Origin of the sequence: Pantoea sp. PNA 03-3 (genome assembly GCF_003201175.1) — a bacterium.
Lineage (GTDB): Bacteria > Pseudomonadota > Gammaproteobacteria > Enterobacterales > Enterobacteriaceae > Pantoea > Pantoea stewartii.
The window spans coordinates 86,692-111,705 of the sequence record NZ_QICO01000005.1; the positions used below are offsets into that span (position 1 = coordinate 86,692).

Below are 25,014 nucleotides of genomic sequence, written 5' to 3' on the forward strand. Positions count from 1 at the left end.
GGTTAACCCATGCGAATTAAGGTCGATAGCGTCAGTGACAGTTCCGTCTTCCCCACCTCTGTTGATGTTGTTGTGATAGGCGGTGGGATTGTGGGGACGTCAACGGCATATGAACTGGCGAAACAGGGGGTTTCTGTTGCGCTGTTTGAGAAAGGTGTGATTGCCGGTGAACAGTCAGGCCGAAACTGGGGCTGGGTTCGTCAACAGAACCGTGATTTGCATGAGTTACCAATGGCGATGCGAAGCCTGCAGCGCTGGGATGAGCTGAGTGGTGAAATCGGGATGGATTTGGGCTTCAGGCGCAGCGGTATCCTCTATGGCACGCTAAATGAAGCTGACCTGGCGCGCTGGGAAAAATGGGGACAGCAGGCAAAACAGATTGGCTTTACCAGCCAGTTGCTCTCCGCGCGTGAAGCACAGGAGCGCATTGGGGACAAAACTCCATGGCGAGGCGGTGTATGGTCACCGACAGATGGTCGTGCAGAACCGTCGCAGGCGGTACCGGCCATTGCGAAAGGCGCGCAAAAGCTGGGAGCCAGCATTTTTCAGCATTGCGCGGTGCGCGCACTGGATATCAGCGCGGGTCGTGTTTCTGGCGTCTGGACAGAACGCGGACTGGTTAAAGCCAGCCGGGTAATTTGCTGCGGCGGTGCGTGGAGTTCGCGTTTCTGCAGACAATATGGCGTAGAACTCCCTGCCGCCAATATTCTGGGTACGGTATTTAAAACAACCGCCGCTCCTGAGGTCGTCAAAGGCTGTCTGAGCACGCCTAATCTCTGCCTTCGCCGCCGTCTGGACGGCAGTTACACCGTTGCCGTTCCGGGCCTTGGCCAGATTGATTTAGCACCGCAGAACATCCGTTATGCTGCGAAGTTTTATCCCATGTTCCGCAGCAAGGTCGCTAAAAAACTGAAAATCCGCCTGAACGGTTCATTCTTTTCTGGTCCTGAAGCGTCTGGAAGCTGGTCGCCCGACAGGCCCTCGCCGTTTGAAAAGATCCGGGTGCTTGATCCCACGCCGGACAAGCGCATCATTCACGATGGCCTGGCCGAGTTGATTCGCGTCTTCCCCGAACTGGAGGGCATCAAAGTCGATTATGCCTGGGCCGGCTGGATTGATACCACACCGGATTTGGTGCCGGTGATTGATCAGGTGAGCCAGCTCCCCGGCATGTTTATTGCCTCAGGCTTTAGTGGCCACGGTTTTGCCATCGGACCCGGTGCGGGACTGATGTGTGCACAGATGTTAACGAATAAGCCCGTTTATACGGACCTGACGCCCTACCGGCTCTCACGCTTCGAGAAAGGTAATGCGATTCGACAACCGCAAATGATGTAACCGCGCTGATAACAGACAGGCCATGCGAACAGCGCATGGCCGTTATCGAATGACAAACAGCCCGCTCAGGCATGTTTTTAGCGCTGTAGCGCCGCCTGATTTATCCGACGTGAAACCCCCTGCCCGGCCCTACTCAACCCGCACCTGAATATGGCCGCGGGATTTCGCACAACTCTCCAGACTCAGCGCGGCCTTTTCTGCGTGTCCGTTACTGTGAATCCCGCTTGTGATGCATAGAAAAGTAGCGGTTATCAATGCTTTCGCGGAAAAAACTATCGGGATCCACCGCGGCACAAAATCCCTGGTAAACCCGGGCAGGAACGGCCAGCCAGCGCCGGCAACTTCCGTTGCGATATTCAAGCTCGAGCACACCCGAAGTGGGATCGAATCCTGCGCTGCGAAATAAAGAAGAGTTAATATCGTGTCGTTTCATGAAAGATAGTCCGTATCGGTTAAGCCCAGGCCTGCATCATTGCCGCGCTGGCAGAGCGGCAATGTATCACAGACTTCCCCATTGTTGAGCAACCTTCAATGCGCTGACAAATAACAGTTATTGATGACACCGCGCGCTGACATGGCTTTTACCGGATCAAGCCCGTCTTCAGTAAAGGCTGGTCCTGCTAATATACACGAGCAATGTGGCAGTGATTTTTCACCAATCAGAACCACGGCTGACAGGCGTTGACGACGTCTGACAAGATCGTTGTGCTACCTTATCTGAAACCGTCCCCTCAATTTGTCCTCACCAGGGGGATGTAAATAAATATTTCAAACGTAAGCGTTAACGATTTTTAAAATTCTTTTTTGTTGAGTGAGCAGTACCGTAAAAATAAAAACTTTAGGGCTAAAAGAAAGATAAAAGGCAAATGCAGCGATTAGGATTTAATGATTTTTTAATAAGAAATAATTTGAGTTAGCGCCCTATTTCCTTCTGGTCACGCCAGGGGGTTTTATTCACAGCAGGTTTCAGCTGCACGACCGTACTTGTCTTGTCAAAGTGCACAGGTTTAGCGACACCGCCAACACGACTGCAATTTAATTTCATGATTAGCAAAGGGTTAATTTGTCCGTTTACGAATACACTCAATAAAAAGACCTAAAAAAAATGACAATCTGTTTTGCTGTTAACATTTTTTTACCAGCTTAACGAAAAATTGATGGTCATGAAATGACCATAAACCGATTTGCAACGACGCGCAAAATCAGAAAAATGCCTGATTAATGCGTTGTATCTTCATGTCTGGTGTCACTTCATCAGGACAAGAAAATGGCAAGCATAAGCTCACTTGGCGCTGGTACTAACCTCGACCTCAACACGTTATATGATAATTTACAGTCAGCTGAAGAAGCGCAGTTGACCCCTATTACCACACAGCAGGCGTCATACAATGCGCAACTGACAGCCTGGGGCGTGGTACAAAGTTCAATGTCAAAATTGCAGACAGCCGCTGCGGCTTTGCAAAACGCATCAAGCATAGCGACCACGAAGGTCACCAGTACGAATACGGCGTTTACCGCCACGCTTGCCAGCAATGCCGCTGCCGGAAACTATTCCGTTGAAGTGGATCAGTTGGCCGCGTCACAGTCACTGCTCTCTAAATCAGCCAGTAGTGAAACAGCGCAGCTTGGCGACAGCAGCATGGCTTCCCGCACGATCACGATTAGCCAGCCTGGACAGAAATCCCCGCTGACCGTGACGTTAAACCAGAACCAGACAAGCCTGACTGCTATTCGTGACGCGATTAACCAGCAACAGGGCAGCGTAAACGCCAGCGTTATTATGGCGAACGACAATACCTATTATTTGTCCCTGACCGCACGTGACAGCGGGACGGCGAATGAAATGACCGTCAGTACCAACGACTCAACGTTGGCACAGTATGTCAATTACAGCAGTGGTGGCAGTAATAATGGTATGACAGAACAGGTTGCCGCTCAGGATGCGCAGATAAAAGTGAATGGTTTATCAATTACCCGCAGCAGCAACATTGTGACGGATGCACCGGAAGGTGTAACCCTGAATTTAAATAAAGTGAATACCGGCTCGCCGGAAACGTTATCCATCGCGTCAGATACATCGCCGATGTCGACAGCAATCCAGACATATGTGGATGCGTATAATTCGCTGCAAAAAACCATTGCCGATCAAACAAACTATACGCCTGTACAAGCCGGACAGGCGCAGAGTGCTGACAATGGCGATCTGCTCGGTGATAACACGTTAATGAATATTCAGACCAGCCTGCGCAGTCAGTTTTCTGATCCTCAGTCGGGTAATATTCAGGAGCTGTCTCAACTGGGCATTACACAGGATGATAAAGGTGACCTGACCGTGGACAGTACGAAACTGAATAATGCGCTGACGAATCAGCCCGCCGATGTTTTAGCGTTTCTGACCGGCGATGGAAAGACAACCGGCTTTGCGACAGAGGTGACGAATAATCTCAACCAAATGCTGGCGAGTAATGGTACCGTTTCGAACGCCACAACAGGGATTAATACGTCGTTGAAGCAGCTCTCAGATCAATACAATACTGTTAACGACCAAATCACAACGATTATGGCGCAGTATAAAACGGAATTTACCAATCTGAGTACGCTGGTTTCTTCTATGACGCAGACCGGTAACTATCTGGCTGCACAATTCGCAAAAATGTAATAACCGCCTTATCTTATTACTCTGCAGACAGATATCTTGTAAAAGATATCTGTCTGGTCATTATCTTCCCTTCATCTTTCTGCTTTACTGTTTCTGGATAGCGGCAACGCTTTACCACTCTCTTTCAGATCTGATTCATACGTAATACAGGTTTAGATTAATTTCTCCCGTTTCTGTGAAACCAGCAGCAGTGATTGGGCCGTGCTACCCTGCCCACTTGCTTTGCAATGAAATACCGCTCATCCTCTCTGACCACGTTGCGCCAGGACGTAAAAAAATTTTCGCATAACTTTCATTATTTCAAAGTGTTACATGCAAGTAATGATATATCTTGGCGGGCTTTTTTAGACAGATTTAATACAGGTTTTCTTATCAATGCATAAGCAGGAAGAAAATAAGGCAACCGTCTGGCATCAGGGACTTTTTCTGATATTTAATTATCCGTGCTATTTAATATTAAATGCTGTAACAAAAAGTTTTTAAGGTTAAGGAATTAAGTAATTTGGTTGTATTTGATGTGTGGCAATAATTCTTTTTTACAAGGATGCAGCAGGCGTTTCCTTTCGCTTAAAACGGCACTTCTGCTATTCACGAATTAATCTTATCTGGCGATTTTTAATTAAAGTTCTGTGGTTTCGTTTCGATAATAATAATGCGTAAATCATACGTTCTCCTTAGAAAGGAATTTATCATGTCAGTGATTAACACTAACGTTCTGTCGCTCATCACTCAGAATAACCTGGATAAGTCTCAGTCTTCTCTGGGTACCGCTATTGAACGTCTGTCATCGGGCCTGCGTATTAACAGCGCAAAAGATGATGCCGCGGGTGAAGCGATTGCTAACCGTTTTACGTCAAACATCAACGGTCTGACCGTTGCTGCGCGTAACGCAAACGACGGTATTTCATTGTCTCAGACAGCGGAAGGTGCGCTGGATGAGATAAACAACAACCTGCAGCGCGTCCGCGATCTGACCGTTCAGGCGCAGAACAGCTCCAACTCTGCTTCGGATATCGATTCGATTCAGGCTGAAGTTAACCAGCGCATGCAGGAAATCGACCGCGATACCAAGCAGACCGACTTTAACGGACTCAAAGTACTGAACACCGGTTCAGGCAGCACCACCTACAACTTCCAGGTTGGTGCGCAGGATGGCCAAACGATCGGAATTACCATCAGTTCAAGTGACAGTTTTGACCTGGCCGCAGCAGGTAACGCCTCTTCTGGTAACGTGCAAAACACCAGTTCAACAACCGGTCAGACAGTGAATGGTACAGCCCGCAGCACCGCGGCTATCGGCTTTGACGTACTGAAAGGTGCCGTTACCGGTGGATCGGGCGGTACAGCATCTGGCAGCACACCGCTGGCAGATATTGATAAAGCGATTAAAGCCGTTGACAGTCAGCGTAGCCTGTTGGGTGCGTCTCAGAACCGTTTTGAGTCCACCATCAGCAACCTGAACAACACCGTCACCAACCTGACTGCTGCCCGCAGCCGTATTCAGGATGCGGACTACGCGACGGAAGTGTCGAATATGTCACGTGCTCAGATCCTCCAGCAGGCAGGTTCCTCGGTACTGGCGCAGGCCAACCAGGTGCCACAGACGATGCTGTCATTACTGCGTTAAGAGCCAATTCAGGAACCACGCCTGTTACAGGCGTGGTTCTTATCACTCAGCGGCGGTTTGTCAGCTCACCTTTCGAATGAAGTCGCTAAATGCCGCTAACTGCTTAGCCAGATGCTCTCTTGTACCCTGTTCAATCACCTCTCCGGCCTGCTCATCCACTTTATTCTGGATAACGCCCCCCATGAATTCCGGTTTGTTTAACACCATCGCATCCAGAAAAACCAAAATCTGCCGCAGATGATACTGACAGCGCGCGCCACCGATAGCACCCATTGAACTCGTTTGAATCGCCACGGGCTTACCGGCTAAAGGCTGATTGGGCACGCGAGACAACCAGTCGATGGCATTTTTCAATCCACCAGGAACGGAGTAGTTGTATTCAGGGGTCACGATAATGACGCCATCAGCCTGGCGGATCTGTTCAGCCAGCGCCGTGACGGTATCTGGAAAGCCTGCTTCCTGCTGGATATCCGCATCATAAAGTGGAATATCCCGGATTGACGGCAGCGCTTCTACCACCACGCCCTGCGGTGCCAGTTGCGGTAGCGCATGCGCAATCATCGCGTTATACGATCCTTTTCTCAGGCTGCCCAGTAAGGTAACCATTTTTAACGGCTTGTCTGACATTATCGTTCCTCTTTTCGATGGCTAAGTGCGTTTTCACGCCACGTCTGGAATATACTATGGCGTTTCTGACGGATTAAAAGTGAGTGGTTATGCGGCAATTTTTGTTGGTTTTAACATCAATTTTGGTCGTGGGCTGTGCGCCGGATCATCGCTCCCGCACATCAGGCCTCGCCAATCCTGCCTCACAGCATTGTCTGGCCGTTGGCGGAAAAAGCGATATTGTAAAAACGCCAACGGGTGAAGTGGGCTACTGTATCCTGCCTTCGGGTGAACATATCGAGGAATGGACCTTGTACCGCCGTGACGAATCGAAGGGGTAAGCTGTGGTGAATTCTGACCGCTCGGTTATCAGACTGGCGACCCTGCACGATCTGGCCGGAATTACAGCCCTGCTTCAGGCAAACTCGGCCGGACGCGGCGGCACACTGAATGGGGATTTTCCTGCCGATAAAGTTGAAGGGATGCTGCGTCGTGCCGGTGCCAGGACAGTGGTTGCCCAGCGCGATGAGGCGATTACCGGCGTATTATTTAGCGCCATTCCCACTCAGCACGAACCCGAGATGATTAACGCGATGCTTCATGCGTGGCCACCGGGGCGGCACTGTTGGCTCTACGGCCCGGTTTGTATCAGTGAGGCTGAACGGGGAAAGGGATTACTAAAACGCCTTTATCACCACATGTGCCAGTATCATCAGGGCGCACCTGTGTTATTTATTCAGGCGCAAAACAGCCGTTCAATTCAGGCCCATCAACGCCTTGGCATGTACCCGGTGGCACAGTTTGCTATGCAAGATGAAGATTTTTTTGTCTATAGCCATCAGGGTTAGCAACCTCAAAACCGCCGCGCACAGCACAAAAGGAAACCTGCTTCCGATGCAGATTCTACAATGAATCTAAGACATTAACGGGGGAGAACAGGATGACAAAGATCTGTGTCACATGCGGAACCGCCTACTCGCAGATGGAAACAACCCACTGCATAATTTGCGAAGATGAACGTCAGTACGTGCCGGCTTCAGGGCAACAATGGACATCCAGTGAAGCGCTCCATGCCGCGCACAGCAATAAATGGCAGCAACCTGAAACGGGATTGTTTAGCCTGCAGTCTGTGCCTGATTTTGCCATCGGCCAGCGCGCGTTTTTGATTAAAGGACAACAGGGCAACGTGCTGTGGGACTGCATACCTAACCTTGATGCCGCCACCGTCGATATCATTCGTGCGCTGGGCGGTATCGACGCAATTGCGATTTCACATCCCCACTATTACAGCAACATGCAAGACTGGGCAGCAATATTTGATGCGCCATTGTATATCCACGCCAGCGACAGCGAATGGATTGTGCGTGACAGCCCACATCTGCAGTTATGGGATGGCGATGTCCTGACTATGCTCCCTGACATAAGTTTGTTGCGGCTGGGTGGCCACTTCGCGGGCGGCACGGTACTGCACTGGGCAAAAAATGAAGGCATCCTGTTGTCTGGCGATATTATTCAGGTTGCGCCGGGGGCAAATGCTGTGTCCTTCATGTGGAGTTATCCCAACATGCTGCCTTTACCGGCGGACAACATCAGGACAATAACCGAGCGTCTGACCCCCTTTGCCTTTGATCGACTTTATAGTGCGTTTGAAGGGCGCGATATTGCGTCTGACGCGAAGCAGGTGGTGAACCGCTCAGCACAAAAATATATAGACTGCCTGCAGTAAGACAGAGCAGTGACGGACGGTTAAGCGGCCAACGCCATCACCCGCTTAACCCACGTTTTACATTCGTCGATATACCTCAGACAGGCTTTATGACTCACCCTTACGGCGATGATACAGCCTCATCACCTACGCTACGATCTCTGTCAGTGGCGCTATCAACGGATTCATCTGTTGGCCGCATTCAGCAAAAACGACACCGTCATCAACGCCTGCGCGCGGGCCGCATAAGTATCGTCGTTCCGGTCTGAAGCGGCACAGGAACGTCAGGGCGAGTTCAGTTGACTCACCCTTTCGCGCGGGATCAGGGTGCCAGCGATGCACCACTGGTGGCGATAACTTCTTTATACCACCAGAAGCTTTTCTTGCGGCTGCGCGCCAGCGTGCCGTTCCCATTGTCATCGCGGTCAACATAAATAAAACCATAGCGCTTGGACAGCTCGGCTCTGGAGGCGCTGACCAGATCGATGGGCCCCCAGCTGGTATAGCCCATCACCTCTACACCGTCGTCAATCGCCTCGCGCACCTGTACTAAATGGTCATTAAGGTAGCTGATGCGGTAGTCATCCTGCACTACGCCGTCCGCGTCAGGTTTATCCTTCGCACCCAGGCCGTTTTCCACGATAAACAGGGGTTTCTGATAGCGATCCCAGAGCACGTTGAGCAGCGTACGCAGACCGACAGGATCTATCTGCCAGCCCCATTCGGAGCTTGCCAGATGCGGGTTTGGCACCATGCTCAGGATGTTGCTCCGTGCCTGCTGATTTAACGCCTCATCGGTGGTGACACAGCCGGTCATATAGTAGCTGAACGAGATAAAGTCGACCGTTGATGTCAGCGCCTCGCGGTCGGCATCGGTGATGTCAATCTGAATACCGTTGTCACGGAAGAAGCGCAGCATATAGCCCGGGTAGGCACCGCGGCACTGCACGTCACCGAAGAACTGCCAGCTGCGGTTCTCCTGTAGCGCTTCCAGCACGTCTTCTGGCTTGCAGGTCAGCGGGTATACCAGGCCGCCCAACAGCATATTGCCGATTCTGGCATCAGGAATAATGTCATGACAGGCTTTTACCGCCAGCGCGCTGGCGACCAGTTGATGATGGATTGCCTGGTACACTTCGCCTTTATTGCTGGTTTCCGGCAGACCAACGCCAGTCAGCGGCGCGTGCAAGGACATGTTGATCTCGTTGAAAGTCAGCCACAGCTTCACCTTCTCTTTGTAGCGCGCAAACACAGTGCGGGCGTAGCGTTCAAAAAAACCGATAGTCTGACGACTTCCCCAGCCGCCGTACTGCTTTACCAGCGCCCATGGCATTTCATAATGCGACAGCGTGACAAGCGGCTTGATACCGTGCGCGGCCAGCTCGTCAAACAGCCTGTCGTAAAAAGCCAGCCCTGCCTCGTTTGGCTGCTGATCATCACCGTTCGGGAAAATACGCGTCCAGGCAATCGAGACGCGCAGGCATTTAAAACCCATTTCAGCAAAAAGTTTGATGTCTTCCGGATAGCGGTGATAGAAGTCGATAGCCACATCCTTGATACTGCTGTCTCCCGCGACGCGCTCTACCACCGGACCAAAAACCCCCTGTGGCTGAACGTCAGAAGTTGACAGCCCTTTTCCATCGTCCAGATAAGCACCCTCTGTTTGGTTGGCGGCTAACGCCCCACCCCATAAAAAATCATCCGGGAAAGTCTTCATTATGTTCTCCTGTTATTGATGGCTTACGCAGATTAGCGGTACACCGGCATTGGCGAATGTTGCCGCCACGGTCGCTACCTCGCGATATTTGTCGCTGTTGCTGATAATAATCGGGGTCGTCAGGTCGTAACCGGCATCGATAATTGCCTGACGATCAAACTCCAGCAGCAGATCGCCCGGCTGCACGCTGTCACCTACCTTCACGTGAGCGGTAAAGGGGATGCCATTGAGCTTCACGGTGTCGATGCCCACGTGAATCAATACTTCAATGCCGCTGTCGCTGAGCAGGCCAATGGCATGTTTGGTCTGAAAAAGCGAGGCAACAACGCCGGTGAAAGGGGCAACGACGTTGTTATCAGACGGAATGATAGCGGCACCGCTGCCCAGCAGGCCGCTGGCGAAGGTGGTATCCGGCACCTGGTCAAGTGCCAGAACGGTGCCGGTCATCGGCGATAACACCGTGTTTTTGCCTGCTGATGCGTGCCCGTTAGGCGTTGCGCGCGCTGGCATCCCGGCGACCAACGTCAGACCGCAACTCAGGACCAGTGCCACCATTGTGCCGAAAAGGCCGCCCCACAACGTGGCATCCACGCCGCCCGGCGGTATCATCTGGGCGAGGGTAAAAATATTGGCAAAGCCAAACGAATAAACGTGGGTATCGCTGAAGCCAACAATAGCTCCACCGACAGCTCCCGCCACGCAGCCAAAGATAAAGGGTCGGCGCAGCGGCAGATTGACACCATAGACCGCGGGTTCGGTAATGCCGAAGATCCCTGCCGTCACGGACGATCCGGCCAGCATTTTTTGACGCGCATCGCGGGTGCGCAGGAAGACCCCTAACGCCGCACCCACCTGACCGAAGACCGCAGGCAGCAGCATCGGCAACATAGAGTCGTGGCCCAGCACCGCCACGTTGTTGATCATCAACGGTACCAGCCCCCAGTGCAGACCAAAGATGACGCAGACCTGCCAGAGCGCGCCCATTGCCGCGCCCGCCAGCCACGGTGCCAGTGCATAGATCCATTGATAACCGTTTGCCAGCATCTGGCTGAGCCAGGTTGCCAGTGGGCCAATCACCAGGAAAGTCAGGGGGACCGTCACGCCCAGGCAAATGAGCGGCGCGAAGAAATTTTTCATCGAGGATGGCAGCAGCTTCGTACTCTGTCTTTCCAGCCAGCAGCTTACCCACGCGGCAAGAATAATCGGGATTACGGACGAGCTGTAGTTAAACCAGGTCACCGGAATGCCGAGAAACGCCTCGGTCACCGCATCCGGCTGCTGGCTGGCGTTGAACGCAGCGATCATGATCGGATGGGTCAGCGCGCCGCCAATGACCATGGTGATAAAAGGATTACCGCCGAACTTTTTCCCAGCGGTGTAGCCCAGCACTAATGGAAAAAAGAAGAACAGCGCGTCGCTGGCGGCGAACCATATTTTATAGGTGCCGCTTTCCGTGGTGAGCCAACCGCAGACCACTGCCAGCGCCAGTAACCCTTTGAGGATACCAGAGGCCGCCAGGACGCCGATAAATGGCGTAAAAATTCCGGAGACAATGTCGATCAGGCGGCCAGATAAGGTGCCCTTGTCGCCCTTTTCCTCCACGACAGGCGCGTCATCAGTCAGCCCGGCCTCGTTGCGCACCGCCTGCCAGACGTCATGGACATGGTTCCCAATGACGATCTGAAATTGGCCGCCGCTTTCTACCACCATAATCACATCCGGGTTGTTCTTCAGCCCCTCGGCATCTGCTTTCTGCTTGTCTCTCAGTTTAAAACGAAGCCGGGTTGCGCAATGCACAAGGCTGATGATGTTCTCTTTTCCGCCAGCGTGGCTGAGAATATCCTTCGCTAAAGCCTGGTATTCCATCTCGTTTTCCTTACATCCGGTGCCTGTAGCCACCTGTTGGTTGAATTAAAAAAAAACCTGAGGGCGTCCTTCGTCAGAAGGCCGCACTCAGGTTTTGCCTGCGTAATGCAGTAACAATCCCGTGTTGAGGCTTAACGCCCCTCTTTTCTCACCCGCTCAATATGGAGGGTGAGAAACATGATTTCTTCGGTTGTCAGCTCGCGCTGATAGTTTTTATTCAGGTGCTGAGCGATTTTTCCGGCGCATTTCCAGGCCATGCCGTAATTGTCTTTCACCGCCGCATGCAAAGACACATCGTCATCCTGCACCACCGTGCGGGTCAGCATTCGCTGGGCAAAAAACTTCAGATGAGTAACGAAACGCTGATAGCTGAGCGACTCTTCGTCGTACTCCAGGTGCAGTTGATACTTCACCAGTTGCAGGATCTCCTGCATGATCCTGGTGACATGCATCACTTCAGGCATTTCACTGTCCAACTGGGCCGTAACCAGATGCAGAGCAATAAATCCCGCCTCATCCTCGGCCAAATCGACATGCAGACGTCGGGCAATAATGGCCCTCGCCTCCTGACCCAGCCCAAATTCTCTGGGATAGAGACGTTTAATTTCCCACAGCAACACATTTTTAATTGCCAGCCCTTTCTTTTGCCGTTCAATCGCAAAGTAACAGTGGTCGGTTAAGGTGATATACAAACTATCCTGCAGCTTTCCCAGCCGCTGTCCTGCCAGCCTGATGATCTGGTCACAGGTCGTCATCACCTCAAGTGGGATCTGACTCAGCAGTTCCCCTAGCCGACGCACCAGCACGTCATTCTGCAGCGCAAACACCTTTTCAATCAGTGCGGTTTCCAGCGTGTCGCCTGCGCGCTTCTGAAAGGCCAGCCCACGCCCCATGACAACCTGTTCGGACCCACGCTCATCCAGAGCAACCACCACATTGTTATTAAGAATTTTGGCGATTTTCATCGGAACCCCAGAAACAAAAAAACCTGACATCCGGCAGAAGCCAGAAAATCAGGTTTTGCCTGCTTTTAGCAGTCACAATCCAGTGAGGGAACTCTATCAGTTTCAATTACAACCTATCCGTATCATGCTTAAAAAACGTGACACATATCGTACTTTTGCTGTGGGGTCAGAAAGTTACCGCGGTTTTCAGCGTGGTGACCCAGGCATCCTGCGTGCGCGATACGCCGCCCGGTTGGTGCCAGTACTGTATGCCCGGCTGTAGCTCCAGCCACGACAGAGGACGGAAGCGATAGTAAAACTCCCCGTTCAGGGAATGGCCCGGTACCGGATGATACATCGGATTGTTATGATCACTCAGCCCGCTAAGTGTATTCATATAGCGCTGATTTCGGGCATAGCCAGTGCTCATATCAATCCAGCTGAGACCAAGACCCATCCAGTCTTCCGGTCGTGCGTCAAACAGTCCCCGATAGCGCACTGAGGCGGCATAAACCTGATGAATATAATTGGTACGCTGGTCGGCAAGGCTCATGCTGGCGGAGGCACTTAACCCACGATTCGAATCGTCCTTATGCTGCGTGAGTTGCTGATTCATTCCGGCGTACACAAACCAGGTACGATTGCGTTGTGTATAACCTTCTGGGTCTGTTGCCCCTGCCCCACCCGATCTTCCGTGATAAAGATCCGTTTGTGGCGCATTGGTGAATACCACGCCCAGGTTATACGCTCCGGGAAGATGATTGATCATCGGGCGCGCTTCAATTTCAACCGGAAGTAATATGCCTTTGCTGCCCTTCGTCGACCCGCTCCAGGCATGATGACGGCTGGAGGCATCCGGGTTCTGCTCCATCACTCCCCCCTTTAATGTGAGGGCCGGCGTCACGTTATACGACAGCGTTGTGCCCCAGGTGTGGACGTTCCAGTTATGCCAGGTGAGCGCGTTAGCCGACTTGCCGCCGCACTGGGAAAGTAGCTGGAAGTCACAGGGAATGATCTGATCGAAGGTCTGGACTTTATTCATCATCCCGATTCGCCAGGTGATGCGGCGATCGTCAAAACTGCGCGCAAAGGTCAGCCAGCCCAAACGGGTAATGGACTGGCCGCCCCAGCTTTCCTGCGTCAGGTCGTTGATATTCACTCGCGGATCCTGTACGCGTCTGGTGGTGAGGTCATCATTGTGGTTACGATTGACGATATTCCCCTCAATTCGTGCATCGGGAATACCTGTCCAGCGCGCCAAATCCTGAGTGAAGGTCAACGCAAACTGATCGATATAAGCCACATGCGGGTCTTGATGGTAGCCCCCGCCAGCATTCCAGCCGATTTCGTTCAGATAACCCAGATTGTAGGTAAAACCGTTATCATTAAGGATGTTACGAATACCCAACATATCGCCCAGCATGGGAGCGGGAGAAGCGTCAAAACCTAATACCGTGCCATTCCATTCCTGGCCGACTGATAGCGGTGAAACCAGCAAAAGCGCGAGTACATACTGTTTGTAGCGAGCATTTATCATCTTTCTTTACATCCTGATAAACATACATATGTGAAAATGGGGAATGTTCAGTTTGTTAGGGTGTTGCCTGTTCCTCAGGCCAAAAAAAACCTGAACGCTTAATGGGTTATCCCATATCGCGTTCAGGTTTTGCCTGTCGACCAGTAACAATCCTGAATTAAGTCGCCAAAAACCTTATCATCTGTAAGGTTTTCAGGAAGCATGTATTGGCTACGTATGTGATTCAGGTAGCAGTTTTGTCGGAAGAAACAGTCGTACGCCGAGCAGAATGAGTGCATTACCTGCGCGTATCAAAAGGGGATTTCCGGCAGAACAGTCAGGAAGTGAAAACAGCATCGCCCGCCTGACAGGACGGGCGTGATGTTGCAATGCAGATATAATGAGAAGTCGTTCGTTATTTAACGCGTGTGCGCTTGCGGCACGTTACCGCTTTAGTTTAATTTGCTCAAGTCCCTGTAAAACGTTATTAATATCATCCCCACTCAGATGTTGCACATCCAGTTGGTGATGAAGAGAGGTTAAATCGCTTTTCGTAAAACTGCCCTGCGACAGTTGCTGATGAATCGCTTGCAGAATTTGTTCATCTAACTGATTGATTTGCTTTCTCAACTCAGCCAGATCTTTAGCCGGTGGGACCGACTGAGGTTTGGCCAGCCAGTCCGCCATGTAGCGATACTGAATCGCTTTGCTGGCATCCATTAACGCCTGAAAGAAGACGGTAACAGATTGGGGATCCAGCCCGGCCTGAGCCGATTTTTCCTGCGCTTCTGCCAGCACATCCTTTTCCCTGGTCAGGTCTTCAACCGGCTTGTTATGCACTTTTTTGAACGCTGCGACGTCTTTCATCAGCAGCATTCTTTCATGCAGTGCGCGTGAGAGCAGAGAGACAGGTTGAGATGCTGCAGGCGCAGCAGCAGCGGAGCCGCTAAAAATAAGGGCGGCCAGCAGAAAGGTCATATATTGCATGTTTGGTTAGCCTGTTTCCAAATAGTTGAAAAAGATTAATCATATTAAACGCACCTCTCAATAATGAAGTGTCTGTGAAACATTAGTTAATCTCTGTAATTAACTAATACAAATTATAAACATACTCAGGGTTGAAGGTCATAAATCATTAGAATACATACACTATCATTATGGCCACCCTAACCGCGCCGCTTCAATGTTAATATTTAGTCAACAAGTTGAGCGGATAATCAGTGGAAAATCAATCAACTCACTAATTAAAGCATTGAATATAATTATAAAATTATAAATTTATGGAAGTTTGAAACAGTAAACTTTTTATTCTCATATCGCCATTAAAGATAAAAAACGTCAGACAGAACTCGCCTCTGATTATTCGCAAGCTAATTATCATGCGCTTTATCAATGACGCTTAAAGTTTAAATTTTCCGTTTAAAACAATGAAAATGCATCATCTCCTTATTTGTGAGGATTTATTTCAAAACGTCTTTAAAGTTTTCAACGTGACAGTCGATAAGTTTTATTAAGCAGTAGAAGCCTGTTTCTCGCTGCAAATTATTTCCCTTACCGGCTATCAGGGTGGAATTATGTTTATTACGCGTACGTTTTCCGATATGAAAATGGGGAAAAAGCTGGGGCTCAGTTTTGTTGTGCTGATAGTTGCAACCCTGACCATCGCACTGTTAGCGTTTAAAGGCTTTGAAACCATTAAGGAGAATGCGCAAAAACAGGACATTACTGTCGATTTTGTCAACACACTCGGTGAAGCACGAACCAGCCGGCTGCTTTATCAGTACACGAAAGACGAACACTATGCGCAGGTTAACGCAAAAGCGCTGAACGATTTAACAGCACAGGTAAACAGACTTAAGACGTTTAGCTGGGACAGTCAGGGCGAAAACACACTTACTACTGCCGCAAACGAACTGGAAAACTACAAGACGCACCGCGAGGTTTTTTATAATGCCTCGCAAAAAACGTTTGCTGCCGCCTCCCTCATTCAAAACAATGATCTGCTGGCTGTCGGTCAGCGGCTTGATGGTATCACGATTCCCGCTCAGCCTGAGGCCATGCTTCAGGTGTTGCGCTTAGCATCGATACTGAAAGAGATCGCCGGTGATGTAGAGCGTTTTGTCGACAAACCGACCGAATCCAGTAAAAGTGAAATCAGCGACAACATTTCCACCGTTACTCAGTTGCGCGCACAGTTGCTCGCGCTGTCTGTCCCGGATATCCAGGCGGTGCTGGCGACGCAGAAAACGGATTTGGCGCAGCTCAGGCAGGCCTTTACTGACTATCTGTCAGCCGTGGCGGTAGAAACAACCGCGTCGAAACAACTGAACATCACCGCCGGAAAACTGAATACGTCCGTTGCGGAGCTTTTTAACTACCAGGCGTCCGAATCCGCAAATGCATTACACAAAGCGGAAACGCAGATTGCGATTGTCGCCGCGATTTGTGTGCTGCTTAGTCTGCTGATCGCCTGGCGAATAACGCTTTCCATTACGGTTCCGTTGAAAGAAACGCTCAGCGTAGCCAAACGCATAGCGGAAGGCGATTTGACCGCCTCGCTGTCCACGGCTCGTCGTGATGAACTGGGGCAATTGATGCAGGCCGTCAGCGTGATGAACGACAGCCTGCAAAACATCATTACCCATGTACGCGACGGCGTGAACAGCGTGGCTCGCGCTTCTTCAGAGATCGCTGCCGGCAATATGGATCTGTCTTCCCGGACCGAGCAACAGTCTGCCGCCGTGGTGCAAACTGCGGCCAGCATGGAAGAGTTAACCTCCACCGTGAAACAGAATGCGGAAAACGCGCATCACGCCAGCCAACTCGCTACAGAAGCTTCTGCCAATGCCGGACGCGGCGGTGAGATCATCCGAAGCGTTGTCACCACCATGCAAGGCATTACGACCAGTTCAGGTAAGATTGGCGAAATTATCAGTGTCATTAACGGTATTTCCTTCCAGACGAATATTCTGGCACTGAACGCTGCCGTGGAGGCGGCCCGTGCCGGCGAACAAGGGCGTGGTTTTGCCGTTGTCGCTGGCGAAGTCAGAAACCTGGCGCAGCGCAGCGCTGTTGCGGCTAAGGAAATTGAGACGCTGATCCGCGATTCACTGAATCGCGTCAATGAAGGTTCGACCCTGGTGGATCAGGCGGGAACGACAATGGACGAGATCGTGCTGTCGGTGACCCAGGTTAAAGATATTATGAGCGAAATCGCGGCAGCCTCGGATGAGCAGAATCGTGGCATATCGCAGATCGCCCAGGCGATGACAGAGATGGACACCACGACGCAACAAAACGCCGCGCTGGTTGAAGAGTCCTCAGCCGCTGCCAGCTCACTGGAATCGCAGGCAGAAGCGCTGGAAAAAACGGTTGCTGTATTCCGGGTACCCAGTAACAAGAAAAGTGTGGTGGCCAGTCAGGCTATATCGTCCGCGGCACCTAAAGTCGTGGTGTCTGCACGCCAGTCCAGCGTAACTGAAGCCAACTGGGAAACGTTCTGATACCGGAAACAGTGACGCCGGCAAGTTGCCGGCGTCACTGTGGTTGGCTGAAAAGAGCGGTGCAACACGTATCCTGAACTGATTTTGTTGCCCTGCTTATAACGACGCCGGTTCCGGTCTGGTCATTTCAGTCGGTTTTGTGCGGCTTAATACACATACAGAGTAATCCTGCCAGCACCAACATGACGCCGACCATCGCGCCTGTATGAAAAGGCTCAGCGAACAGCGGCAGACTGATTGCCATCAACCAGACCAGTACATAGCTGATACTCAGCAACGGATAGGCCCGGCTGAGCGGCAGATGGCGCAGTGCCAGAAACCAGCTCACCATCGAACAGGCGTAAGCAGTCAGTCCGCCACACAGAATCAGCAGCGGCAGCCAGTTCACGGGATGCTGGATCAACACGGCCTGTAAACTGGGCAACTGAAGCATCGCCCAGCGCAGCATTAACTGAGCGAGTGTCACCAGCAAAACGCTGCATAAGGCCAGCAAATAACCCTTCATGCGTAGCTCCCTATCAGGGCGACGCCTGCGACAATCAGTACCGTGCCAGCCCATTGCAGAGGCGACATTTTTTCACGCCAGATAAACCGTGCGGCCAGGGCAACCAGAATAAAGTTAATACTCAGCATCGGGTAGGCCAGGCTTACCGGCAAACGCTGCAGCACCAGCAACCAGGCCACCATCCCCAGCGCTAACATGATAAGACTGGCCAGCAGCCAGCCGGCCAGGTTAGCCCTGTTTGTTTGCCGTGCCGCCTGTTTCTGACAGAGCTGACCTGCGCAGGTGAGTAAACTGGTCAGCAGCACCAATAATAAACTCACGATCAGTTAGCCGCATTGTATTGCAGTAACAGCATCCGACCGTTGCGATAGACCGCATCCGCTGGCGGTAAATCCGTGGGTGTCGCTTCACCGCGTTCCAGCATCATGAGCAACGAGACATTGCCCTGCTTACGGTGCGCCTGAAGCCATTGCGGGAAATCCTCGCTGCTGACATAGGCAGACTGGGCATCGGGATAGCTAAGACCATACTGCAGCTCGCCCTTTTGACTGTAGGCAATGATATCGCTGCGTTTCAGCGTCCAGGCGATGGCTGACGACACGCCGGAATTATCACTTAAGATATAGCGGCTGTTCGCCAGGCTGTTTTCAATACTGCGGATGAAGACCTGGGGTTGCTTGGTATTCTCAACGCTTTCCGGAATTGCCGAACCGACACAGAGCGCCAGCGCCAAAGGGCAAAGCGCGGCGGCCAGCCAGTTGCGTTGTGGCGATTTCAGGCTGAAAGCCCCCGCGACAGCCCAGCCCGCAAACGCGATCACGGCCATAATGAGTGCAACCAGCTGATGTGCGCCATAGAGCGGACGATGGCTTAATCCCCAGGGTGCCAGCACGACCAGCAACGTAACCACACAGATCGCGCCAAACAGGATATTGATCCAGGCGTTGACTTTAAAGACGCGCGTGTTCTCACCCACTTTACGCCAGGCATAGTCAGCCATCAGCAGCGCCAGCGGCGCAAAGCAAGGCAGGATATACGTCGGCAGTTTCCCTTTCGCAATGCTGAAAAACACCAAGGGGATCACGACCCAGCTCAACAGATAAACACCACCTGAGGACTGCTGGCGTTGGGTCCAGCCTGAACGCAGTGCGCCCGGTAACAACGCCAGCCAGGGCAGCGCGCCGGCAATCAGCACTGGCAGGTAGTACCAGAAAGGTGCCTTATGCTGTGCGTTGTCTTCGGCAAAACGTTGGATATGCTCAACCCAGAAAAAGTAATGCCAGAAATCAGGTTGTTGCTGCTGAATGGCAATCGCCCAGGGTGCACTGATGGCTGCCGCACTGACAATCGCCAGTGGGCCATAAATAACCAGTTCCCGAAAACGCTGGTTCCAGATCGCCCATGGAAGGATCGCCAGTACAGGAACCGCCAGGGCAAGGAAACCTTTGGTCATAAAGCCCATGCCGCAGGCTAAGCCCAAAATCAGATAACGGAGGATACGTTGCCGCACATTTTGCGCTTCGCTGGCGAACCAGTAGCTGCACATCGCCGCAACCATCCATAACGTCAGCATCGGATCCAGCACGGCATAAGTACCAATACCGTAGACCAGAAGTGAGGTCATAAAGATAACGCTGGCCGTGAGAGCAACGTTACGGCGAGCAAACAAGCGACAACCCAGCCAGTAAATCAGGATGGCGCTCATCAGGGTTGAAAAGACCGAACCAATCCTGACGGCGAAGTTATTGTGACCAAAAATGGCCTGTCCAACAGTATTGAACCAGTAGCCGGCGATGGGTTTTTCGAAATAACGCAGACCGAAGAAGTGCGGCGTAATCCAGTTGCCGTTTTGCAGCATTTCACGGCTGATTTCGGCATAACGCGTTTCATCAGGCTGCCAGAGATTGCGGAACTCCAGAGGAAGTAAATAATAAAGAACGAAAAGTGAAACCAGTAGTACCGTCTTTTTGGTGGCAGTCATGGTGCTTACCTTGTTAAATTCTCACAACCCAACCAGCCTTCCCGGCCAGCAATGTGCCCACGAACAACCTTGCCGACAGGCAATGTATCGAGGTCGTCAGGCAAGAGGTCGCTCAGCGGGCAAAATTGTATTCCCTGCTCGCGGGCACGCTGTAACAACGTATCGAACGCATTGAGTTGACTGATACCTTCGACTTCAGCATGGATGGTATACACCGGGGTGCCCTGATCGGCGTGGATCTGTTCCAGGATGTAATCGTTGAACCGTTCAGCACTCAGCGTGGGACCGACCACTTCGTCCCAGGTGGGTAACGTCACGGGGATCTGTACCGTACCCGGCTCGCCATTTCTCAACAGTGGGCGAAAAGGCGCGGTACCGCGGCAATCGCTGTTGTACGCAAAACCAAATGTTTGCTTGGCCTGAATAACACGACCATCCGCGCGCCAGCCCGCCACGGCGGAACAGGTGACAGGTTTGCCGATAATGGCCTCCAGCGCATCCCGTCCTTTCGCAATCTGCTGAATAAGCTGTTCTTCATTCCAGACGCCTGCCCACGTTTGCCAGGCAAAGTGATCCCAGGCGTGCAGGCCAACTTCATGGTAATCGGCCGTCATGCGGATAATATCGCGCATCCCTGCCCCAATCTGTTTTCCTGGCCAGGCGGTCCCGGCCAACAGGATATCCCAGCCATAAAGCGATGCTGCGCGTGAGCGCAGCATTTTCCACAGAAAGCGCGGCTTCATCAGACGCCATAAATGGCGTCCCATGTTGTCAGGCCCGACACTGAAGAAAAAGGATGACTGGACATCGTGTTTTTTGAAGACCTCAATCAGCGCGGGCACGCCAAGTTTTGTCCCGCGCCAGGTATCGACATCGACACGTAGACCGACTTTCCTCATGCCTTATCGTCCTGAAGCTCAACGGTGCGCAGGAAGAAGTCGAGAGTGTTATCGATGGTCGTATTCATTTGCACTTCAGGTGTCCAGCCCAGCAGGCGTTTTGCATTACGGATCGAAGGCTTACGGTGCTCAACATCCTGATAGCCCTTGCCATAATAGCTGCTGCTTTCCACTTCACGGAAACCGGCAAACGGCGGGAAGCTGGCACGCAGCGGGTGACGCTCAAAGCTCTCCAGCAGACGTTCTGCCAGCTCTTTGATACTCGCTTCGTTGTCTGGATTACCGATGTTAATGATCTGCCCGTCGCAGTTATTGTTTTTGTTTTCAATAATTCTGAACAGGGCTTCAACACCATCACTGATATCTGTAAAGCAGCGCTTCTGACGGCCACCATCAAACAGCTTGATAGGCGAACCTTCCACCAGGTTTAAAATCAACTGGGTAATGGCACGCGAACTTCCGATGCGCGCGGCATTGAGGTTGTCCAGGCGCGGACCCATCCAGTTAAACGGACGGAACAGGGTGAAGCGCAGCCCTTCTTTTTCACCGTAAGCCCAGATAACCCGGTCTAACAGCTGCTTGGAAACCGAGTAGATCCAGCGCTGTTTGTTAATCGGACCGACGACCAGGTTCGAGTGGTCTTCATCAAAGTTGCTGTCGGTACACATCCCATACACTTCGGACGTTGACGGGAAAATGATACGTTTGCCGTACTTCACACAGTCGCGAACAATTTTGAGGTTTTCTTCAAAATCCAGCTCAAAGACACGCAGCGGGTTGCGGGTATACTCAATCGGCGTGGCGATAGCGACCAACGGCAGAATGACGTCACATTTTTTAATGTGGTATTCGATCCACTCTGAGTGGATGCTGATATCGCCTTCAACAAACTGGAAGCGCGGATGACCAACAAAGCGGCTGATCGCGTCGGAACCAATATCCAGGCCAAACACTTCGAAGTTGTCGTCCTGCAGCAGGCGCTCGGTCAGATGGTTACCAATAAAGCCGTTAACACCCAGGATCAACACGCGGGTGCGACGCTTCACGGCGGCCACAGCCTGAGAATACAGCAGTGCGCCATTTACCATGCCCAGATGTTGCGCCAGCTGAACACCGTTCATGTAAACGCTGTTCGGGGTTTGCCCCGTCTGGATTTCCAGCGCGCCTTCACCACAAGCCACGACAAACGGATCGGCTGACAGCACGGTTCCCGGACGAGCGTTGTGCGCGGTCGTTAAAACTTTGGCTTTCCAGACCACAAACTTTGTGGTGCCGGCAAACGCAAACGCGCCCGGCCATGGATCGGTAACGGCACGGACCAGATTATTGATTTGCTTAGCAGGCAGGCTCCAGTTGATGCGACCATCTTCTGGTGTTCTGCGACCCACAACCGTGGCTTCCGCTTCGTTTTGCGGCTTGCCGACGATATTGCCCTGTTTCATCGCGGGCAAGGTGCTTTCCAGCAGCTTACTGGCGCAGTCAACCAGTTTGCGGTGCAGCGTTAACGCGTTGTCTTCTTCAGCAATGGCGATGCGCTGTTGCGCGATGATTTCACCCGCATCGGCTTTTTTCACCATGCGGTGTAAGGTCACACCGGTTTCCGTTTCGCCATTCACCAGCGCCCAGTTTAATGGCGCACGACCGCGGTATTTTGGCAGCAGTGAACCGTGCAGGTTAAAAGCGCCCTGCTTCGCGCAGTTCAGAATGTCGTCACACAACAGGTTGCGGTAGTAGAAGGAGAAAATAACATCAGGTTCTGCTGATTTAATGCGATCGATCCACAGCGGATGGTTAACCTCATCCGGAGCATAAACCGGGATTGAATTTTCAGCCGCAATTCGCGCCACTGAGCCAAAAAAGTGATTTTCTGACGCCGTGTCGGCATGGGTGTAGATGGCGCTGATAGTGAAGCCTGCTTTCAACAGCGCATTGATGCCCGCACAACCCATGTCGTGATAAGCGAAGACGATAGTTTTCATTACTCGGTTTCCTGTACAGAACGGTCTTTCTGAGGATTGATAACACGTTGAATAAAATAGCGTGGACGGGCACGTACATCGTTGTAGATACGACCAATGTATTCACCCAGCAGTCCCATGCCGATAAATTGCGCGCCGATAAAGATAAACAGGACGGCAAACAACATAAAAACACCATCGCCAGCCCAGGCTGCGCCCAGAAACAGCCGCAGCAGAATCAGGATCACGGAGAACGCAAAACCTGCAATCGCAATCAGACTGCCCAGTACACTCAGCATGCGTAGTGGTGTGGTTGTGAGACAGGTGACAAGGTCGTACATCAGGTTAATCAGGCGCATAAAGCTGTACTTCGAACTGCCGTGTTCACGTTCTGCGTGAGTAACCGGAAGTTCAATCGTACGACGCGCAAAGGTGTTAGCCAGGATCGGGATAAACGTGCTGCGCTCATGGCAGTTAAGCATGGCATCGATAATGTGACGGCGATAAGCCCGCAGCATACAACCGTAATCTCCCATCGATTTACCGGTCACGCGTTGGATCATCTGGTTGATGGTGCGTGATGCCTGACGACGGAACCAGCTGTCCTGACGATTCTGGCGTACCGTACCGACAACGTCATAGCCTTCCTGAGCGGCGGCCACCAGACGGGGAATTTCTTCGGGTGGGTTTTGCAAATCGGCATCCAGCGTGATGATGAGATCGCCGCTGACATTGCTGAATCCCGCCATAATCGCGGAGTGCTGACCATAGTTACGGTTGAGCAAAACGGCGACAATATGACTGCCGGGCAGTGAGGCTGCATCGGCGATCATCGTCGCGGACGCATCCTGGCTGCCGTCGTCGACCAGCAGAATTTCATAGTCCAGGTTCAGGCTCTTACAGGCATCATCGGTACGCTGAATCAATGCCGGTAAGCTTTCCTGCTCATTGTAAACCGGGATGACTACCGATACTTTTTCAATCTTTTTATCGTCGAACATTTAAACCCCAGCCAGTCCACGTAGTGCGCTGATAACGCGTTCAACGTCATCGTCAGTCATGTCGGGAAACAACGGAATGGAACAAATACGCTCGCTGTTCCACTCAGTGGCAGGCAGCGATAAATGCGGATAATGCTCACGGTAATATTTGTGCGTATGCGCTGCACGGAAATGCAGCCCCGTGCCGATGTCCTGCTCTTTCAGCGCCTGCATCAGTGCATCACGGGTCATACCGCACGCCTGCTCATCAACGCGAATAATGAAGAGATGCCAGGCGTGCTGATGCTGCCAGGCGGGCGGAACAAGAGGCTTAAACGGCGTATCTTTAAGGGCATCGAGGTAACGTTGCGCTATCGCCGCGCGACGCTGATTGATTTCGGGGAGCTTCTCCAGCTGAACCAGCGCAATGGCCGCGCTGATATCCGGCAGATTGTATTTAAAGCCCGGCATAATCACTTCTGCCTGCGGCTGACGACCGTGTGTTTGACGATCAAACGCGTCGACGCCCAGACCATGAAACTTCAGGCTGCGAATGCGATCGGCCAGAGCCGCGTCGTCGGTGACGACCAGGCCACCTTCTGCGCAGGTCATGTTTTTGATGGCATGGAAGGAAAAAATAGCATTCCCCTGGCCACCCACGTGTTTACCTTTGTAGTGGGTACCGGCCGCATGCGCGGCATCTTCAATGACCGGAATGCCATGGCGTTGGCCGATAGCATAGATCGCGTCCATATCCGCAGGCGCACCCGCATAATGGACAGGGATAATCGCCCTGGTTTTCGGCGTAATCGCCGCTTCGATAGCTTCAGGGGCCACCATCAGATTATCGATATCCACATCGATCATCACCGGCGTCGCGCCAAGTAACGTGATGATATTTAACGTAGAAACCCAGGTCAGGGAAGGTGTGATGACTTCATCACCGGCTTTGATGCCCAACGCCATTAACATGACGTGCATACCGGCAGTAGCAGACGTGACGGCAATAGCGTGTTGATTGCCGGTTAACTGGCAAAATGCACGCTCAAGTTCAGCACACTTCGGCCCGGTCGTAATCCAGCCAGACGCAAAGACCTCACGCACTGCAGACAATTCAGTCTCGCCTAAAGAAGGACGAGAAAACGGAAGAAACGCCATTAAGTAATGTCCTTAAACTGTTTTGCCTTTTTTCCAGAAGAAAGAGGATAAG

At 52.0% G+C, this 25,014-nt stretch carries 21 protein-coding genes; 7 read left to right on the top strand and 14 right to left on the bottom strand.

Features of this window, described 5'->3' with window-relative positions:
* Positions 1 to 9: 9 nt before the first annotated feature.
* Positions 10 to 1,338: an FAD-binding oxidoreductase gene (locus C7433_RS15200; protein ID WP_110268476.1), complete on the top strand. Its 1,329-nt coding sequence runs from the start codon at positions 10 to 12 to the stop codon at positions 1,336 to 1,338.
* Positions 1,339 to 1,546: 208 nt separating this feature from the next.
* Here C7433_RS15200 and C7433_RS15205 read toward each other — a convergent pair whose 3' ends face one another.
* Positions 1,547 to 1,771: a KTSC domain-containing protein gene (locus tag C7433_RS15205; protein ID WP_006121926.1), complete on the bottom strand. Its 225-nt coding sequence runs from the start codon at positions 1,769 to 1,771 to the stop codon at positions 1,547 to 1,549.
* A gap of 834 nt (positions 1,772 to 2,605) precedes the next feature.
* Between C7433_RS15205 and fliD the strand changes: the two genes are divergently transcribed.
* Together fliD and C7433_RS15215 are read left to right on the top strand one after the other, a co-directional pair.
* Positions 2,606 to 3,997: a flagellar filament capping protein FliD gene (gene fliD, locus C7433_RS15210; RefSeq protein WP_033742492.1), complete on the top strand. Its 1,392-nt coding sequence runs from the start codon at positions 2,606 to 2,608 to the stop codon at positions 3,995 to 3,997.
* A 691-nt stretch (positions 3,998 to 4,688) separates the two neighbouring features.
* The gene (locus C7433_RS15215) at positions 4,689 to 5,624 is read left to right on the top strand and encodes a flagellin (protein WP_006121927.1); all 936 of its coding nucleotides are present in this window, start codon (positions 4,689 to 4,691) and stop codon (positions 5,622 to 5,624) included.
* Between the two features lie 60 nt (positions 5,625 to 5,684).
* On the opposite strand, the gene C7433_RS15220 is transcribed toward C7433_RS15215, so the two are convergent.
* On the bottom strand, positions 5,685 to 6,251 hold the full coding sequence (locus C7433_RS15220) for an NADPH-dependent FMN reductase (protein WP_110268477.1): 567 nt from the start codon (positions 6,249 to 6,251) through the stop codon (positions 5,685 to 5,687).
* A gap of 104 nt (positions 6,252 to 6,355) precedes the next feature.
* On the opposite strand from C7433_RS15220, the gene C7433_RS15225 reads away from it, so the two are divergent.
* From C7433_RS15225 to C7433_RS15235, 3 genes are all read left to right on the top strand, one after another.
* Positions 6,356 to 6,571, top strand: coding sequence for a DUF333 domain-containing protein (locus C7433_RS15225; RefSeq protein ID WP_233255791.1), 216 nt, complete (start codon positions 6,356 to 6,358; stop codon positions 6,569 to 6,571).
* Positions 6,572 to 6,574: 3 nt separating this feature from the next.
* Complete coding sequence (locus C7433_RS15230; protein ID WP_110268479.1) at positions 6,575 to 7,078, top strand: GNAT family N-acetyltransferase; 504 nt, start codon at positions 6,575 to 6,577, stop codon at positions 7,076 to 7,078.
* A 92-nt stretch (positions 7,079 to 7,170) separates the two neighbouring features.
* On the top strand, positions 7,171 to 7,956 hold the full coding sequence (locus tag C7433_RS15235) for an MBL fold metallo-hydrolase (RefSeq protein WP_006121931.1): 786 nt from the start codon (positions 7,171 to 7,173) through the stop codon (positions 7,954 to 7,956).
* A 301-nt stretch (positions 7,957 to 8,257) separates the two neighbouring features.
* On the opposite strand, the gene C7433_RS15240 is transcribed toward C7433_RS15235, so the two are convergent.
* The 5 genes from C7433_RS15240 to C7433_RS15260 form a co-directional block, all read right to left on the bottom strand.
* Positions 8,258 to 9,652 carry a glycoside hydrolase family 1 protein gene (locus C7433_RS15240; RefSeq protein ID WP_110268480.1) on the bottom strand — a complete coding sequence of 465 codons (1,395 nt, stop codon included), beginning with the start codon at positions 9,650 to 9,652 and terminating at the stop codon, positions 8,258 to 8,260.
* Between the two features lie 12 nt (positions 9,653 to 9,664).
* Positions 9,665 to 11,518, bottom strand: a complete 1,854-nt coding sequence (bglF, locus tag C7433_RS15245) for a PTS beta-glucoside transporter subunit IIABC (protein ID WP_110268481.1) — start codon at positions 11,516 to 11,518, stop codon at positions 9,665 to 9,667.
* Between the two features lie 131 nt (positions 11,519 to 11,649).
* Positions 11,650 to 12,483, bottom strand: coding sequence for a BglG family transcription antiterminator LicT (gene licT / locus C7433_RS15250; protein WP_033742480.1), 834 nt, complete (start codon positions 12,481 to 12,483; stop codon positions 11,650 to 11,652).
* Between the two features lie 166 nt (positions 12,484 to 12,649).
* A complete protein-coding gene (locus tag C7433_RS15255; RefSeq protein ID WP_233255794.1) occupies positions 12,650 to 13,885 on the bottom strand; it encodes a carbohydrate porin in 1,236 nt (411 codons plus the stop codon).
* A 537-nt stretch (positions 13,886 to 14,422) separates the two neighbouring features.
* Positions 14,423 to 14,965, bottom strand: coding sequence for a chorismate mutase (locus tag C7433_RS15260; RefSeq protein WP_110268483.1), 543 nt, complete (start codon positions 14,963 to 14,965; stop codon positions 14,423 to 14,425).
* A gap of 587 nt (positions 14,966 to 15,552) precedes the next feature.
* Here C7433_RS15260 and C7433_RS15265 point away from each other — a divergent pair.
* Positions 15,553 to 17,481, top strand: coding sequence for a methyl-accepting chemotaxis protein (locus C7433_RS15265; RefSeq protein ID WP_110268484.1), 1,929 nt, complete (start codon positions 15,553 to 15,555; stop codon positions 17,479 to 17,481).
* A gap of 127 nt (positions 17,482 to 17,608) precedes the next feature.
* Here the strand turns inward: C7433_RS15265 and arnF are convergent, their stop codons facing one another.
* From arnF to arnB, 7 genes are read right to left on the bottom strand one after another with little or no spacing between them, the layout of a single operon-like run.
* A complete protein-coding gene (arnF, locus tag C7433_RS15270) occupies positions 17,609 to 17,986 on the bottom strand; it encodes a 4-amino-4-deoxy-L-arabinose-phosphoundecaprenol flippase subunit ArnF (RefSeq protein ID WP_039339445.1) in 378 nt (125 codons plus the stop codon).
* Positions 17,983 to 18,306 (bottom strand): 4-amino-4-deoxy-L-arabinose-phosphoundecaprenol flippase subunit ArnE, encoded by a 324-nt coding sequence (gene arnE, locus C7433_RS15275; protein WP_039339447.1) that lies wholly within the window; start codon positions 18,304 to 18,306, stop codon positions 17,983 to 17,985. The genes arnF and arnE overlap by 4 nt, the downstream gene beginning before the upstream one ends.
* Before the next feature lie 2 nt (positions 18,307 to 18,308).
* Positions 18,309 to 19,967: a lipid IV(A) 4-amino-4-deoxy-L-arabinosyltransferase gene (gene arnT, locus C7433_RS15280; protein WP_110268485.1), complete on the bottom strand. Its 1,659-nt coding sequence runs from the start codon at positions 19,965 to 19,967 to the stop codon at positions 18,309 to 18,311.
* A gap of 5 nt (positions 19,968 to 19,972) precedes the next feature.
* On the bottom strand, positions 19,973 to 20,866 hold the full coding sequence (gene arnD / locus C7433_RS15285; RefSeq protein WP_006121945.1) for a 4-deoxy-4-formamido-L-arabinose-phosphoundecaprenol deformylase: 894 nt from the start codon (positions 20,864 to 20,866) through the stop codon (positions 19,973 to 19,975).
* Positions 20,863 to 22,845 (bottom strand): bifunctional UDP-4-amino-4-deoxy-L-arabinose formyltransferase/UDP-glucuronic acid oxidase ArnA, encoded by a 1,983-nt coding sequence (gene arnA, locus C7433_RS15290; RefSeq protein ID WP_033742464.1) that lies wholly within the window; start codon positions 22,843 to 22,845, stop codon positions 20,863 to 20,865. Before arnA ends, arnD begins: the two co-directional genes overlap by 4 nt.
* Positions 22,845 to 23,825 (bottom strand): undecaprenyl-phosphate 4-deoxy-4-formamido-L-arabinose transferase, encoded by a 981-nt coding sequence (arnC, locus tag C7433_RS15295; protein ID WP_033742463.1) that lies wholly within the window; start codon positions 23,823 to 23,825, stop codon positions 22,845 to 22,847. The genes arnA and arnC overlap by 1 nt, the downstream gene beginning before the upstream one ends.
* Positions 23,826 to 24,962, bottom strand: coding sequence for a UDP-4-amino-4-deoxy-L-arabinose aminotransferase (gene arnB / locus C7433_RS15300; protein ID WP_110268486.1), 1,137 nt, complete (start codon positions 24,960 to 24,962; stop codon positions 23,826 to 23,828).
* Positions 24,963 to 25,014: the final 52 nt, after the last annotated feature.

Coding starts and splice junctions, on each gene's coding strand:
- C7433_RS15200 (WP_110268476.1), top strand. CDS start 10: ATGCGAATTAAGGTCGATAGCGTCAGTGACAGTTCCGTCTTCCCCACC.
- C7433_RS15205 (WP_006121926.1), bottom strand. CDS start 1,771: ATGAAACGACACGATATTAACTCTTCTTTATTTCGCAGCGCAGGATTC.
- fliD (WP_033742492.1), top strand. CDS start 2,606: ATGGCAAGCATAAGCTCACTTGGCGCTGGTACTAACCTCGACCTCAAC.
- C7433_RS15215 (WP_006121927.1), top strand. CDS start 4,689: ATGTCAGTGATTAACACTAACGTTCTGTCGCTCATCACTCAGAATAAC.
- C7433_RS15220 (WP_110268477.1), bottom strand. CDS start 6,251: ATGTCAGACAAGCCGTTAAAAATGGTTACCTTACTGGGCAGCCTGAGA.
- C7433_RS15235 (WP_006121931.1), top strand. CDS start 7,171: ATGACAAAGATCTGTGTCACATGCGGAACCGCCTACTCGCAGATGGAA.
- C7433_RS15240 (WP_110268480.1), bottom strand. CDS start 9,652: ATGAAGACTTTCCCGGATGATTTTTTATGGGGTGGGGCGTTAGCCGCC.
- bglF (WP_110268481.1), bottom strand. CDS start 11,518: ATGGAATACCAGGCTTTAGCGAAGGATATTCTCAGCCACGCTGGCGGA.
- licT (WP_033742480.1), bottom strand. CDS start 12,483: ATGAAAATCGCCAAAATTCTTAATAACAATGTGGTGGTTGCTCTGGAT.
- C7433_RS15255 (WP_233255794.1), bottom strand. CDS start 13,885: ATGCTGGGCGATATGTTGGGTATTCGTAACATCCTTAATGATAACGGT.
- C7433_RS15260 (WP_110268483.1), bottom strand. CDS start 14,965: ATGCAATATATGACCTTTCTGCTGGCCGCCCTTATTTTTAGCGGCTCC.
- C7433_RS15265 (WP_110268484.1), top strand. CDS start 15,553: ATGTTTATTACGCGTACGTTTTCCGATATGAAAATGGGGAAAAAGCTG.
- arnF (WP_039339445.1), bottom strand. CDS start 17,986: ATGAAGGGTTATTTGCTGGCCTTATGCAGCGTTTTGCTGGTGACACTC.
- arnT (WP_110268485.1), bottom strand. CDS start 19,967: ATGACTGCCACCAAAAAGACGGTACTACTGGTTTCACTTTTCGTTCTT.
- arnD (WP_006121945.1), bottom strand. CDS start 20,866: ATGAGGAAAGTCGGTCTACGTGTCGATGTCGATACCTGGCGCGGGACA.
- arnA (WP_033742464.1), bottom strand. CDS start 22,845: ATGAAAACTATCGTCTTCGCTTATCACGACATGGGTTGTGCGGGCATC.
- arnC (WP_033742463.1), bottom strand. CDS start 23,825: ATGTTCGACGATAAAAAGATTGAAAAAGTATCGGTAGTCATCCCGGTT.
- arnB (WP_110268486.1), bottom strand. CDS start 24,962: ATGGCGTTTCTTCCGTTTTCTCGTCCTTCTTTAGGCGAGACTGAATTG.